Source organism: Lentilitoribacter sp. EG35, assembly GCF_040784015.1.
GTDB lineage: Bacteria > Pseudomonadota > Alphaproteobacteria > Rhizobiales > Rhizobiaceae > Lentilitoribacter.
Genome location: NZ_JBFNGQ010000004.1, coordinates 76,645 through 91,388, shown reverse-complemented (window position 1 = coordinate 91,388; position 14,744 = coordinate 76,645). Strand labels below are relative to the sequence as shown.

Below are 14,744 nucleotides of genomic sequence, written 5' to 3'. Positions count from 1 at the left end.
CACCACAGCAACCCGGGATAGAAAAGAGACACCGCATATGGCACGCACACCTCGACATTCTAAACCAAAATCAGAATCGATTACGATTGATCTTGATGAAAAGGACGTCAAACCCATTGCCGATAATATTGAAAATGAAGGGGAAGACCAAGAGGATGCAATAACTCCCGATGAAAACGCCGCAGAGGACAACTCGAAAGAGGCTGCCGGTGAAGAACAAGAACAACCTTCAACACCGGAACAAAGTAAGACTTCAGGCTCGACATTTTCTGCCGGTATTTTAGGCGCTGTTCTTGCTCTTGTTGGTGCTGCTGGCTTGCAATGGAGTGGATTTTTGCCGGGAGCCGACAATGGTCAACAAAATACAGTTGCAACACTTGAACAAAAAGTAGCTACTCTTGAAGAAAACCTTGGGCAGGCTAACAATCAAATTGCCGAACGTTTAACGATTCAGCCAACAGGTGATTTCAGCAGCTTAACAGCACGTGTAGATGCGCTTGAAAAACTTCTTCAAAACGACAATGCAAGTTCTCTTGAAGCTCTAAATGAAATCAAAATTCAAATTGATCAACTTACATCGAAGATCATTAATGTTGAAACGTCTGTGGCAAATGCAGGTACTGAAATTGGAGATCTTTCGCTGCCAGATAATCTAACTGCAGAGATCAACAAACTAACAACCTCGAACGTTGAACAAGCCGAGAAAATTGCAGACCTTCAAGCACAGATCGTCTCGCTGGCTCAATCGACATCACAAGACAGCCAAACATCACAAATCATCACTGACTTGCAAAAACGGCTCGCAGAAGCAGAAACTGCCATTGCTGAACCTCGCAACGATATTTCAATAGCACGTTCATTAGCGGCCACAGCTGTGAAAAGCGCCATTAATCGTGGTGGGTCTTTTGTTGCTGAGCTAGAAGCTTTTAGTCAAATAGACCCTGAACATTCTGCAATCGCAGAATTAAAACCACTTTCGGAACAAGGTGTTTTAAAACGTGTCGACCTTGTTGCAAGTTTTAGTGCTATTGCCAATCAAATTATTGCAGCAGATAGCGATGTTGAAGCTGATACAGGTATCATGTCACGTCTAATGAACAGCGCAGCATCAATGGTCAAAATTCGTAAAGTTGGCGAGATTGAGGGCGACACAGCTGAAGCCATTGTTGCACGTATTGAAACCCGCTTGAACGACGGTAAACTAACCGATGCAGCGCGCGAGTGGGATAAACTTTCAGACAAAGCAAAGATTGCTTCTGAAGGGTTTCAAACTCAATTAAACGCTCGAATATTGGCAGAAAATTTATCAGATAAGCTAATGCAGGCCGACCCTGCAAATGCAGGTTAATGCAAGCGCAAGTATGAGTATTTAGAATGATCAAAGGCCTAATTTTTATCGCACTTATTTTGGTTCTCGGCACCGGGTTTGCTTGGTTAGCCGACCGCCCCGGTGAGTTACTTATCAACTGGCAAGGTCAGCAAATTGAGTTATCGCTTATGACAGCCGTCAGCGCAATTGCCGCACTTGTCGTCACAATTATGTTCATCTGGTGGATCATTCGTCTTGTTCTGTCATCACCACAAATTATGTCTCGATATTTCAAATCTCGTCGCAAAGATCGCGGTTATAAAGCGCTGTCGCAAGGCTTAATTGCCGCAGGCGCGGGGGATGCAACATTAGCTAAAAAACTGACCAATCAAAGCAAAGGTTTGCTCGATGCGGGCGATGAACCGCTCATCAAATTACTTGCAGTACAAACAGCGATGATCGATGGTCGTGATGAAGATGCACGCAAAACACTACAAGAAATGTCTGAAACGCCTGAAACTGCTGTTCTGGGCCTGAGAGGACTTTATCTTGAAGCTAAACGCCTTGGCGCAAATGAAGCTGCCAGCCAATATGCAACAAAAGCTGCGGATCAAGCACCTCATCTTGAATGGGCTGGTAATGCTGCTATCGAGGTAAATGCCCAAGAAGGTAATTGGGATGATGCGATCCGCCGTTTAGAAAAACAACGGACAGCGAACGCAGTTTCTCCAGACCTTTTCAAGCGAAAAAAAGCTGTACTGCTTGCAGGTCGCGCAATGGACCGAGCGGATGGGGAACTATCTGACATTGCTAAAGATGCACAAAACGCCCTCACCTTAGCCCCAGACCTAATTCCGGCGGCGGTTATTGCAGCGAAGGCCTATTTCCAGATGGGTCAACTGCGAAAAGGCTCCAAAATTTTGGAGAAAATATGGAAGCAGCAACCCCATCCGCAAGTATCTGAAGCTTACGTGTCTGCCCGAGTTGGAGACACGTCCGGAGATCGCTTAAAACGAGCGTTGAAGCTTGAGTCTATTCGCAGTCATCATGCCGAATCACTCCTTGTCGTTGCTAAGATGGCGATGGAAGCGCATGATCTGAAGCTCGCACGTGAAAGGGCTGAATCTGCTGCAAAAATGGAACCGCGAAAAAGTATGTATTTGCTACTTGCTGATATCGAAGAAGCTGATACAGGCGACCAAGGCCGTGTTCGTCACTGGCTTGCAAATGCAGTCCGCGCATCACGAGATCCGCAATGGACCGCTGATGGCTATGTCAGCGAAGAATGGGCACCTTTCTCACCTGTTACCGGCAAACTTGATGCATTTGAGTGGAAAGTACCACTAACAGCACTCGCGGGCGCTGTTGAAGAAGGAGAAATAGCAGAAGATAATTTCGCTCAAGCTATGGCAGATCTCCCTGCAATATCCGCTCCTGTATTTGCTGCAGCGAGTGTGATCAATGAAGCAGAACCAGAAGCGGAAATTAATATCAAAGCAGAAACAATAGAACCCGAGATAAAAACAGAGACATCGCAGGATGAGGAAGTTGCACACGAAAACGCCTCAAAAGAAGTAGAAACTACTGATATTAATGATGAGAATCAGCAAGCGAATGTTGATGAAGTTCTCGAGAAAAATACAGAAGACGCTCCCGAAGAAGAGGTATTAAGGAAGGCTGTTGACGACCCTGGTGTGGTCGAAAATACTGAAAACAATAATAAATCTGGCGGCTTCCGGTTGTTTTAATGATGCATCCCACCCTATATCTAATGAGAATAGGGTCGGAGTATTGAATGCTGATTGATAAATTACGAGACTTTATAAGCTCGTTGACTGATGACAGTGAACAGTTTCAAGGTGCGAATAAAGATGATCCACAAGTTGCAGCAGCAGCCCTCTTTTATCGCGTTATTGAAGCCGACGGTGTTATCAGTGAAAGCGAACAAGTAAAACTTAAAGAGCTGTTAGCAATCGAATTTGATATCAGTATGGACGAAGCCATTTTGCTTTACCATGCGGGTGAAGCAGCCGACCAAGCATCTGTTGACTTTTATACGTTTACCCGCGTTTTGAAAAAACACCTAACAACAGAGCAAAAAATCTGCCTCGTCGAAATTCTCTGGGAGCTTGCTTATGCGGATGGCGAGCGGCATGAACTTGAAGATCATGTGATATGGCGGATTTCCGATCTGATGGGCATATCGGGTCGTGAACGTGTTTTAGCCCGTCAACGTGTTGAGGAAGAATTACGCCGTTCATGATAGATAGAGTAAGCTCGAATTCAAATAAAATTCTCATAGTGCTTCATCAAGAAAATTCGACGCCTGGCCGCGTTGGGAAATTACTGGAGGCAATGGGCTATGAACTTGATATGAGGCGTCCTCGCTTTGACGATCCTCTGCCTAAGAGCCTGGATGACCACGCAGGCGCGGTCGTTTTTGGTGGCCCCATGAGCGCAAATGATAATGATGATTTCGTTACGCGCGAAATTAACTGGCTCAATGTCCCACTTAAGGAAAACAAACCATTTCTCGGCATATGTCTCGGTGCACAGATGCTTGTAAAACACTTGGGCAAGCAAGTTTACAGTCATCCAGAAGGCCTGATTGAGGCAGGTTGGTATCCACTACAATCCACCTCAGAGGGCGACAAGCTACTAAAATGGCCAAAGATGGCCTATCAATTTCACCGTGAGGGGTTTGAGCTACCTGATGGAGCCACCCTGCTTGCAAAATCCCCAAGTTACCCAAATCAGGCATTTCGCTATGGCGAGAAAGCGTGGGCAGTTCAATTTCATGCGGAGCTTACGCAAGTCATGATGCAGCGCTGGATAGTCGGCGGTGCAGAACGCTTCACGATGCCTGGTGCGCAGGTAGGTTCACAACACCTAAAAGGAAGGCTTCTTTACGATACAGCTCTTCTTGCTTGGCTCAAAGATTTTTTGAACCTGGTATTTGGCCCAGCACCAAGAAATCTTAATGCCGAACCATATCAACGATAATTTTCTTCAATATAAGACTTTACGAGTGATTGAAAATCTTCGGCGATGTTAGCCCCACGCAAAGTTGCAGATTTTTGACCATCAATAAACACGGGCGCTGCAGGAGTCTCACCAGTACCGGGAAGAGAAATTCCAATATTGGCGTGTTTTGATTCGCCTGGCCCATTTACAATGCAACCCATAACCGCAACTTTGAGATTTTCAACACCTGGATATTGTTCACGCCAAACAGGCATATTTTCACGTAAATCAGATTCAATTTTTTGTGCCAGTTCCTGAAAAACTGTTGATGTTGTACGCCCACACCCCGGACATGCAGCAACAACAGGAATGAATTGGCGAAAGCCCATGACTTGCAAAAGCTCTTGCGCAACCTGCACTTCTTTTGTGCGATCACCATTCGGTTCTGGCGTTAAGGAAATACGCACAGTATCACCAATACCCTGCTGCAAAACAATGGCAAGTGCGGCTGATGAGGCAACGATGCCCTTAGACCCCATTCCCGCTTCTGTAAGACCCAAATGAAGTGCATAATCACCACGTTCCGCCAATTGAGTGTATACGGAAATCAAATCTTGCACTTGAGATACTTTCGCAGATAAAATAATCTTATCTCTCCCAAGCCCAATACTTTCGGCAAGTTCGGCAGATAGTAATGCCGACTGAATAATTGCCTCGTGCATGACTTGGGTTGCACTCATTGGTGAACCATTCTCGGCGTTCTGATCCATCAAATTTGTTAAGAGAGTTTGATCAAGCGAACCCCAGTTTACACCGATCCGAACAGGTTTATTATGCGTAATCGCTGTTTCAATGATCTGACCGAACTGCTTATCTTTCTTATTCTTAAATCCGACATTGCCCGGATTAATTCGATATTTGGCAAGTGCTTCTGCACAGGCGGGGTGATCCGCCAAAAGCTTATGACCAATATAATGAAAATCTCCGACAAGCGGCACATCTAAGCCAAGGCGTTCAAGACGTTCACGAATCTTGGGAACAGCTGCGGCACTTTCATCACGATCAACTGTGATCCGTACAATTTCAGACCCTGCTTTTGACAATGCAGCGACTTGAGCTACCGTAGCATCAATATCCGCAGTATCCGTATTTGTCATAGATTGCACGACAATCGGCGCCTGCCCACCAACGATAACTCCACCAACATTTACTCCTTGAGTTAAACGTCGTGATTTTGGGGCATACATATTTAAATTGCTCATAGAAAAGATCTTACTGCTATTTTTAAAAACCTAATGGCAGAAACCATATTTAAGTTGGGTAATCAATGCGTCATTGTCAACCAGCAGAATTCTAACACGCCACTTAAAATATTTTGCTACTTTGTACCCTCATCAGCATAGCGCACAGGATACATAGCAAAGAAAATGATAAAGAGACATAGCGGCATTAGGGCGAAGATGAAGGTATAGCTATAAGCCTGTGCGACAAAGCCAAACAAAGGCGGGGCAAGCAGAAATCCTGAATATCCGACAGATGTAACCATCGAAACAGAAACGCCGCTAGGAATTCCAGGCAAATTGCCAGCCGCGGAAACAGCGATTGGAAACAAGTTTGAAATTCCGATACCTGTTATGAAAAACCCCAAAATCGTTAGGGTTGGTTGAGATGACAATGTCACGATGGTGAAGCCGGTTATTGAAAACACAAGACACACGCGAAGTGTATTCACTGCACCATATTTCTGTCGGAAGTAATCACCTGTGAAGCGCACAAATGCCATAGATAATGAGAAAGCGGCAAAACCGTAACCGGCAGTTGTTAATTCAAATCCGCGCTCTTCGTGCAACAAAAGCCCACTCCAATCGATAACAACGCCTTCCGGCACAATGGCAAGCAAACAAATAATTCCAAGCATGTAGGGTAATATTGATCGTGGGAATCGTATTTTCAAACCAGCACTCACCTGCTCTTCCGATGGCGGCTCATTCTCCATTTTACGAAGTGCATAGCTCATCAAAAGAAGAAATATCACCATCCAAAATAGCGCATGGCCGGTTTCACCAAGTAGAAACAATGTTTTCCCACCGAACAGCGCACCGACAAGTCCTCCAACACTCCAAAACCCATGACAAGAAGACATGATGGCACGTTTTGTCTGCCGCTCGACTTCGATCACATTTGAATTCATAGCAACATCCATGCCGGCCCAAAACATGCCGAAAAAAGTCAAAACAATGACAGCGCCAACCATATCTGGTGCCAACGTGACTAAAACCAAACCAGGCGCACAAAGCAGGCTGTTAAAAATAATTGGCAACCTTGTTCCGTATCGCGCAATCAAAGCTCCGCCAATAGGCATTGCGACCAACGCCCCTAACCCCAAAGCCAGGATCACCAGCCCGAGTTCGCTTTCGCTTAGTAAAAGACGCGCCTTAAAAACTGGAATCATTGGTGTCCAAACACCAATGAACAAACCGTTCCCGAAGAACAACATAGAAACGGCGATGCGGGCGATTGGAAACTTAGAAGAAATAAATGCCATATTGACAGTTCCGGTTCATGGGGAACACCAGATCTAGGTCATTTAGGCGGAACTAGCAATCCTTTTTAAATCGTTTGAATCTATCCAATTATCTAGCATTTCAAATAAAGTTTCAGATGAAAGTGGCTTGGTCAAAACATCATTCATACCTGCTTCAAGGCATTCTTCTTTATCCTTGATCTGTGCATGTGCGGTCACCCCAATTATCGGGGTTCGACCGATCTTGTGCTCGATTTCCAGAGCACGAATACGTCTCGTGGCTTCACGACCATTCATCTCAGGCATAGAAACATCCATAAGGATTATGCGCGGATGACATGCCTCCCATTCAGACACACCCAATTTTCCATTCGCAACTATCTTAAAACTATAGTCTGTCATCTCCAGATATTGCGAAATAACAAGTTGATTGACCTCATTATCTTCACAAACAAGAATATCCAACTCCTGCGTTTCTTCTACCGCAAGCAATTGAGAAGCCGCTGGGGTTTGTTCAGTTGAAACACGACTATTTGCAACGGAAGATGCTTCATATTGAGCAACCGGTTCGGCAAGTGCATGTGCAGCTGACCTCAGATTCTTCACCTGAGAACCAGTCAAAATTTGATCGATAACAACTCTTAAATCTACCCCGCGTACTGGCTTGGATAAATGCCCATCAAGTTGATATTGCTTCAATGAATTAATTAACTCTGAATGATCCACGGAAGATAGAAGGAGAACTTTTGTATTTGCAATAGCCTCGGTTTCCCTGATCGCTTTTAGAACTTCAGCACCAGTCATATCGGGCATCTGAAAATCAAGAACGACAATGTCGACTTTGATACCATGATGGTTTTGGGCAGCATTCAGAAATTCCAGCGCGACAGGCCCACTTTCAACCGCAACACATTCGTAGCCCCAAGCACTTAGTTGCTCCACCAGGATCGCTCTATTAACTTCATTATCATCCACAACAAGTGCACGTATTCGCGTGTTAGGATCAACTTCAACAAGCTCTTCAAAAGATTCACCATTCTCGATTGGCAGATCAAGTGTGAAATTGAATTTTGAACCGACACCCAATTCACTACTTACCGCAATTTTTCCACCCATCATTTCAACAAGTCGAGCGGAAATAGCTAACCCCAATCCGGTTCCTTCAAAACGCCGGGTGTTAGAGCTATCAACTTGACTAAATTTATCAAATATCTTCCCAATTTTGCCCTCCGAAATGCCTATTCCTGTATCTTCGATTTCAAATTGTAATCGTGCGTGGTCCAGCTTATCACATTCAAGGCTCGAGACATTAATAAGAACATGGCCTCTTTCTGTAAACTTGATGGCATTTCCCAAAATGTTGATAATGATTTGACGAAGCCTCACCCCATCGACAGACACACTTTTTGGCATATCCGGCTGAATACGCATGACAAGTTCAACATCTTTTTCATTGGCTTTTATTGCCAATAACGTCGAGATCTCACCAACCAATTCGCCCACATCGCACACTTCATCTTGAAGTTGCAGTTGTTGAGCATCTATCTTTGAAAAATCGAGAATGTCATTGATAATACCTAAAAGTGCATTGCTCGATTTCATTATCACATTTGAAAAAGTTCTTTGTCGATCATCGAGATCAGTTTTATTAAGTAATTCCGCCATCCCCAACACGCCATTCATGGGTGTACGGATCTCGTGGCTCATTGTAGCTAAAAATTCAGACTTAGCGCGGTCAGCTTCTTTTGCATTTTCCAATGCAACATCAGCTTCATGTCTTTTGATCTCAAAGCCTTGTAGCAATCGACGAAAAATAACATCAACTGGTAGAAAGATCAGAACAGCAATGCACAATAGCACGGCTAAGGTCATTATGATAAAATCTAAATGCTTTTTAGTGGTCCAATCACCTAGAAACTCATGTCTCTTCAAAATCACGCTACGGATTAGTGATCGTGATTTCAGAGCCATAACTTTATAGTTAAATACAAGACTCTTAACTTGTTTGGGCAAAGCGTCGCCCATTAAATCTCCGGTTAACTGATCCGGTCTAAAAAACTGAGAATAGCGATAGATAGAGTGTTTAACCTGCTGAAGCGATTTATCGTCAAATCGCAGTGAACCGGTTACGGCCGCCTGATGATTATAGATATTTTCAAATATTTTTGTCTGCTCGAAACCCTGAGAAACCTTTGCAATCAGTGTATTTACACTGACGCTGATATGCTTTTCATGGGCGATTTTTTCATCATCAGTTGGTTTATCTTTACTCAGCAGTTCTTGCAATCGTATTGCTGAATTATTGACCGCTTCTGCGATCAATTCCAGCTTCTGAAACTCTTCTGTAAATTCGACCAGTTCATGTGCTTTCATGTCGTGTAACGAGTTGGCCTGATAGTTTTGAAAACAAATAATTGCTATACCAACGAGGCTGACAGTGTAAGCTAAACGCAAAAACCAAATAGTTTTACGACTCGTAAGAGACATGTTTGCACGCATTCGCATAATACCCACTCTTCTAATTCAGATTAATATGAACAGAATTGGTTAATAAACGAATGAAAAAATACCCATAAAGCAATAGTAATGAATTAGTGCCTTGTGGGCGGTTTTGACAAAGTAAAACTGTAGTTATTCAATAACAGAAAGAATAATGAAGATTTATACTTTAAAATCCATCAAAAGATCTTTCGCATCGATTTGATCACCAACTTTGATAAGAACTTCGTTAAGAACACCATCTTTTTCAGCATGAATAGCCGTTTCCATTTTCATTGCCTCAATGGATAAAAGCACATCACCGGCTTTGATTTTCTGGCCCGAAGAAACAGCAACTGTGGATACAACACCTGGCATAGGCGCACCAACATGGTTGTCGTTGCCAAGTTCTGCTTTTGGTCGAACAGCAGATCCAGCTGCACCATGTGCTCTATCTGGAACCTTAATTCGGCGCGGTTGACCATTAAACTCGAAAAATACTGTGACCATACCCTTTTCATCGGTATCGCTCATAGCAAGATTTTGGACAACAAGTGTCTTACCTTTTTCGATCTCAATAAATGCTTCTTCTCCGACCGGAAGACCATAGAAATAACTCGGTGTAGACAATGAACTCACCGGACCATAAGTTTCGCTAATCTGTGCAAAATCAGTGAACACTTTTGGATACATTAAGTAAGATGAGAACTCGTTCTCAGAAACTTCACGTTCAAGCGTAGTTTCAATATCATTACGTTCTTGAGCAAGATCAGCATGGTCCAACAAGGAACCAGGACGAACCGTATAAGCCTCTTCACCTTTTAGCACTTTGTCCTGCAACGCCTTTGGCCAGCCCTTAGGCGGCTGCCCCAAATCACCACGCATCATTGAAACAACACTCTCGGGGAAGGCAACATCTTTCTCTGGGTCTTCAACATCTGCGACGCTCAAATCTTGGCTCACCATCATCAAAGCCATATCCCCAACAACCTTCGAAGACGGCGTTACTTTCACGATATCACCAAACATCTGATTGGCGTCCGAGTAGGTTTGTGCAACTTCGTGCCAACGTGTTTCTAAACCTAGCGAACGAGCTTGTTCCTTCAAGTTCGTGAATTGACCACCTGGCATTTCGTGAAGATAAACTTCGGATGCTGGGCTTTGGCTAATGGATTCAAAAGCTGCATACTGGTCACGCACAGATTCCCAATAGAATGAAATCCGACGTATCCATTCTGTGTCCAATTCAGGGTCACGCTCTGAACCTTTAAGCGCTTCAACAATAGACCCTAAGCATGGTTGAGATGTATTACCAGAAAACGCGTCCATTGCCGCGTCCACCGCATCAACACCTGCATCAACAGCTGCCAAAACCGTCGCCGCAGTAATACCTGACGTATCGTGCGTATGAAAATGAATAGGCAGATCCGTCACATCACGGATTGCGCCAAACAACTGCGTTGCTGCAGCTGGCTTTAGCAAACCAGCCATGTCTTTCAGAGCAATAATATGGGCACCCGCTTTATCAAGATCTTTAGCAAGATCCGCATAATATTGAAGATCATATTTCGGACGAGCCGAATTCATAATATCGCCAGTATAGCAAATTGTAGCTTCGCAAAGTTTGTTTTCTTCACGAACTGCGTCCATTGACACACGCATATTCTCAACCCAGTTTAGGCAGTCGAACACGCGGAACAAATCGATACCACCTTCAGCGGCTTGCTTAACAAAGTGCTTCACAACATTATCTGGATAGTTCTTATAACCCACACCATTTGCACCACGCAAAAGCATCTGTAGAAGAATGTTTGGTGCAGCCTCTCTCACTTTAGAAAGACGCTCCCAAGGATCTTCCGTAAGAAAGCGCATAGATACATCAAATGTTGCGCCGCCCCAACATTCAAGTGAGAAGAGATTTGGCAATGCGCGAGCATAAGTGCCAGCAATATTGGCAATATCATATGTCCGCATACGTGTAGCCAACAACGACTGATGACCATCACGCATCGTCGTATCTGTAATCAGCGTGCGCTTTTGAACACGCATCCATTTTGCGAATTTATCCGGACCATATTCATCCAAAATTTGCTTTGTGCCATCAGGAATATCACCAGTGACATACGGCACTTTTGGAGCCGGCGCATCTTCTGACGGGCGAGGTCTACCTTTAACTTCTGGATGGCCATTAACGGTAACATCGGCCAAGTAAGTCAATAATTTTGTCGCACGGTCAGCACGTTTAACTTGCTCGAACAATTCTGGTGTCGAATCGATAAATTTTGTTGTGTAAGTATTATTCTTAAATTCCTCATGGCCAATAATCGCCTCAAGGAATGTCAAGTTGGTTGAAACACCACGAATACGAAACTCACGTAGCGCACGGTCCATCCGCTGGATCGCTTCTTCAGGCGTCGGTGCCCATGCTGTCACTTTTTCCAGAAGCGGATCATAATAACGGGTGATAACTGCACCTGAATAAGCTGTACCGCCATCAAGGCGAATACCAAAACCTGTCGCACCACGGTAGGCCGTTATGCGACCATAGTCTGGAATAAAGTTCTGCTCAGGATCCTCTGTCGTAATCCGGCATTGAAGCGCATGACCATTAAGTCGGATATCCTCTTGTGCAGGAACACCAGATTCTTCCGTGCCAATGGCAGCGCCTTCCAGAATGCGGATCTGTGCTTTAACTATATCAATCCCCGTAACTTCTTCAGTCACAGTATGCTCGACCTGAATACGCGGATTCACTTCAATGAAATAGAAGTCTCCACTATCCATGTCCATAAGATATTCAACAGTACCAGCGCCGATGTAATTTGTATCAGATGCGAGTTTTTTTGAATAACTTGCAAGTTCTTGCCGTTGCTCTTCTGTTAGATACGGCGCAGGAGCACGTTCGACAACTTTCTGATTACGACGTTGAACAGAACAATCGCGCTCAAACAAATGAACTACATTACCGTGTGTATCACCCAAAACTTGGCTTTCAACATGACGCGCACGCTCAACCAGCTTCTCAAGGTAAATTTCACCCTTGCCGAATGCAGCAATCGCTTCGCGACGTGCTTCGGTTGATTCTCTTTCAAGCTCATCCTCTGAGCGGATCACACGCATACCACGGCCACCCCCGCCCCATGAGGCTTTTAGCATCAACGGGTAGCCAATCTCAGCGGCCATTTTTTTAACGGCTTCAATATCATCTTCTGGCAATGGATCAGTTGCAGGCACAACAGGCACACCAACTTCAAGCGCCAAATTACGTGCCGCTACTTTATTACCCAAACGACGCATAGTCTCGCCGCGTGGTCCAATGAAGATTATACCCGCTTCATCGCATGCATCCACAAATTCTGGACTTTCAGACAAAAGGCCATAGCCGGGGTGAATAGCGTCCGCCCCAGAAAGTTTAGCAACACGAATAATTTCCTCGATGGAAAGATAACTTTCGATAGGGCCCATATCTTTTTTAAGGTGATCACCACGGCCAACTTGATAGGATTCATCGGCCTTAAAGCGATGAAGCGCAAGTTTGTCTTCCTCGGCCCAAATGGCAACTGTTTTAATACCAAGTTCATTTGCTGCACGAAAAACACGAATGGCAATTTCAGACCTATTCGCTACTAGAATTTTTGAGATTTTCAAGAATATATCCCCATCAAGAATTATGCGTCTATTTTTTTCGGCACTGCCGAAACTGGAAGTTATGGGCATGTCTTAGCGCCTCAGATGCTGCAATGCAACTAAGCGAAACGGTTCAAATCGATTGAAACAGTATTAGTTAACTACCTGTTGGGAAGATTAAATTACAGAGCCTTATGCCGCTCTACGAGGTCTTGTACGACCACCTTGCCCGCCGCCGCCAGATTTACCCGATTTCGGTCCATTTGAAGATCTACGTGGACCACCTGATTTCGCCGACTTATCCGCTGACTCACCTTGCGGCTTTTTACCATTGCGAGAATGTTTCTTAAAGCTAAAGGCCTTTGTCTTATTTTTTGACGGTCCAGCTCCACCTGTTTTACCGCCACGGCCACCAGGCTTTTTCCTTGCGGGACGCTTCATATCTGTATCTGGGTTCAACAGCTTACAGATCGCAAACCACTTTTCATCATCATCAGGAGAGATAAAGCAAAGGGCTTCACCGTTAGCCCCTGCACGCGCTGTTCGTCCCAAGCGATGGATGTAATCTTCTGGAGATTGCGGAAGGTCAAAGTTAATAACGTGCTCAATGTGAGGAATATCCAAACCACGAGCAGCAATATCCGTTGCAATTAAAATCCGTGTTTTTTGCGCTCGGAAATCTTTGATCACACGCTCACGTTTATTATGACGAAGATCGCCATGAATAGCATCAGAGTCATGACCTTCTTTACGGAGACGCTTTGCCATCTTATCGGCATTGAACTTGCTTTTAACAAACACAATGATTGAACCGTTACGCTTGTTTAGTTCATCAACGAGCCGTGGATATTTTTCGTTGCGCGTAATATTCGCAGTTTCTTGCTTGATGTTCTTCGCAATTTCATTGGCTGAACCAATGGCTACGCGTTCTGGATTATTCAAATAAGCTTTCGATAGCTTCATAATATTTGCAGGTAGCGTGGCTGAAAACAGCATTGTCTGGCGTTTATACGGCATTTTACCGACGATTTTTTCAATCTGGCTAGCAAAGCCCATATCAAGCATACGGTCAGTCTCGTCTAACACAAGGTAAGATGTACGATCTAGCTTCAATGTTCCCCGTGAAAGATGATCGTTAATACGGCCAGGCGTACCGATAATAATACGCGGTCCGCGGCGCAAAAAGTTAAGCTGCTTTGGCATTGGTTCACCACCAATAAGAAGCGCTGCCAAAATCTTGGAGTTTTTGCTCACAAAAGTCGAAATTGCTTTATGCACCTGTGCAGCAAGTTCACGAGTAGGTGTAATAACAACAGCCATGTCATCTGGATTTGCCAACAATTTAGCAACCAACGGCACACCAAATGCAGCCGTTTTACCAGTTCCTGTCTGTGCTGAACCCAGTATATCACGGCCTTCAAGCGCAAATGGAATGGCTTTTAGCTGTACGGGAGTTGGGTTCTTCAAACCAGCGTGGTCTAAACAATGTATAATAGCTTCGGGGAGGTCAAAATCTTTAAAAGTCGTCATGTCGAATCCTTAGGCGAATGAGGAATCATCCGCGTATGTTAATGCGCTTAGCAATTGCGCTGTATGTTCAGACATGATGGATCATGAGATCAAAAAAGGCCTGAGCTTTGGGCAAGCCCGCCAAGCTCTTATGCTTATGGGCCTTTAAGAGTTGCAACACTCTTCTGCCGCTGCAATTACATGTTGATCTTAATAATAGCAAGCATAATTGTGCATAGCAGCATTGTAGCGAAGATTTTGGTTAATCTCTAACGCAGCCACGAAGCAGAGTTAGTGCCACATTTTTAGTACAACTTTATATACCCAAATTTC

Annotated in this window: 9 protein-coding genes; 4 read left to right on the top strand and 5 right to left on the bottom strand. The window is 44.4% G+C overall.

What is annotated here, in order from left to right; translation table 11 throughout:
* Positions 1-37: 37 nt before the first annotated feature.
* From AB2J24_RS09015 to AB2J24_RS09000, 4 genes are read left to right on the top strand one after another with little or no spacing between them, the layout of a single operon-like run.
* A complete protein-coding gene (locus tag AB2J24_RS09015) occupies positions 38-1,348 on the top strand; it encodes a COG4223 family protein (protein WP_367385239.1) in 1,311 nt (436 codons plus the stop codon).
* 26 nt (positions 1,349-1,374) lie between these two features.
* The gene (locus AB2J24_RS09010) at positions 1,375-3,057 is read left to right on the top strand and encodes a heme biosynthesis protein HemY (RefSeq protein WP_367385238.1); all 1,683 of its coding nucleotides are present in this window, start codon (positions 1,375-1,377) and stop codon (positions 3,055-3,057) included.
* Positions 3,058-3,104: 47 nt separating this feature from the next.
* On the top strand, positions 3,105-3,572 hold the full coding sequence (locus AB2J24_RS09005; RefSeq protein WP_367385237.1) for a TerB family tellurite resistance protein: 468 nt from the start codon (positions 3,105-3,107) through the stop codon (positions 3,570-3,572).
* Positions 3,569-4,312, top strand: coding sequence for a glutamine amidotransferase (locus AB2J24_RS09000; RefSeq protein ID WP_367385236.1), 744 nt, complete (start codon positions 3,569-3,571; stop codon positions 4,310-4,312). Before AB2J24_RS09005 ends, AB2J24_RS09000 begins: the two co-directional genes overlap by 4 nt.
* On the opposite strand, the gene ispG is transcribed toward AB2J24_RS09000, so the two are convergent.
* The 5 genes from ispG to AB2J24_RS08975 form a co-directional block, all read right to left on the bottom strand.
* Complete coding sequence (gene ispG, locus AB2J24_RS08995) at positions 4,303-5,535, bottom strand: flavodoxin-dependent (E)-4-hydroxy-3-methylbut-2-enyl-diphosphate synthase (protein ID WP_367385235.1); 1,233 nt, start codon at positions 5,533-5,535, stop codon at positions 4,303-4,305. The two genes, AB2J24_RS09000 and ispG, sit on opposite strands and share 10 nt — an antisense overlap.
* A 116-nt stretch (positions 5,536-5,651) precedes the next feature.
* Positions 5,652-6,818 (bottom strand): MFS transporter, encoded by a 1,167-nt coding sequence (locus tag AB2J24_RS08990; RefSeq protein WP_367385234.1) that lies wholly within the window; start codon positions 6,816-6,818, stop codon positions 5,652-5,654.
* Positions 6,819-6,860: 42 nt separating this feature from the next.
* Positions 6,861-9,302, bottom strand: a complete 2,442-nt coding sequence (locus AB2J24_RS08985) for a response regulator (RefSeq protein WP_367385233.1) — start codon at positions 9,300-9,302, stop codon at positions 6,861-6,863.
* Between the two features lie 156 nt (positions 9,303-9,458).
* Positions 9,459-12,923 carry a pyruvate carboxylase gene (gene pyc / locus AB2J24_RS08980; protein WP_367385232.1) on the bottom strand — a complete coding sequence of 1,155 codons (3,465 nt, stop codon included), beginning with the start codon at positions 12,921-12,923 and terminating at the stop codon, positions 9,459-9,461.
* Positions 12,924-13,094: 171 nt separating this feature from the next.
* Positions 13,095-14,432 carry a DEAD/DEAH box helicase gene (locus AB2J24_RS08975; RefSeq protein WP_367385231.1) on the bottom strand — a complete coding sequence of 446 codons (1,338 nt, stop codon included), beginning with the start codon at positions 14,430-14,432 and terminating at the stop codon, positions 13,095-13,097.
* Positions 14,433-14,744: the final 312 nt, after the last annotated feature.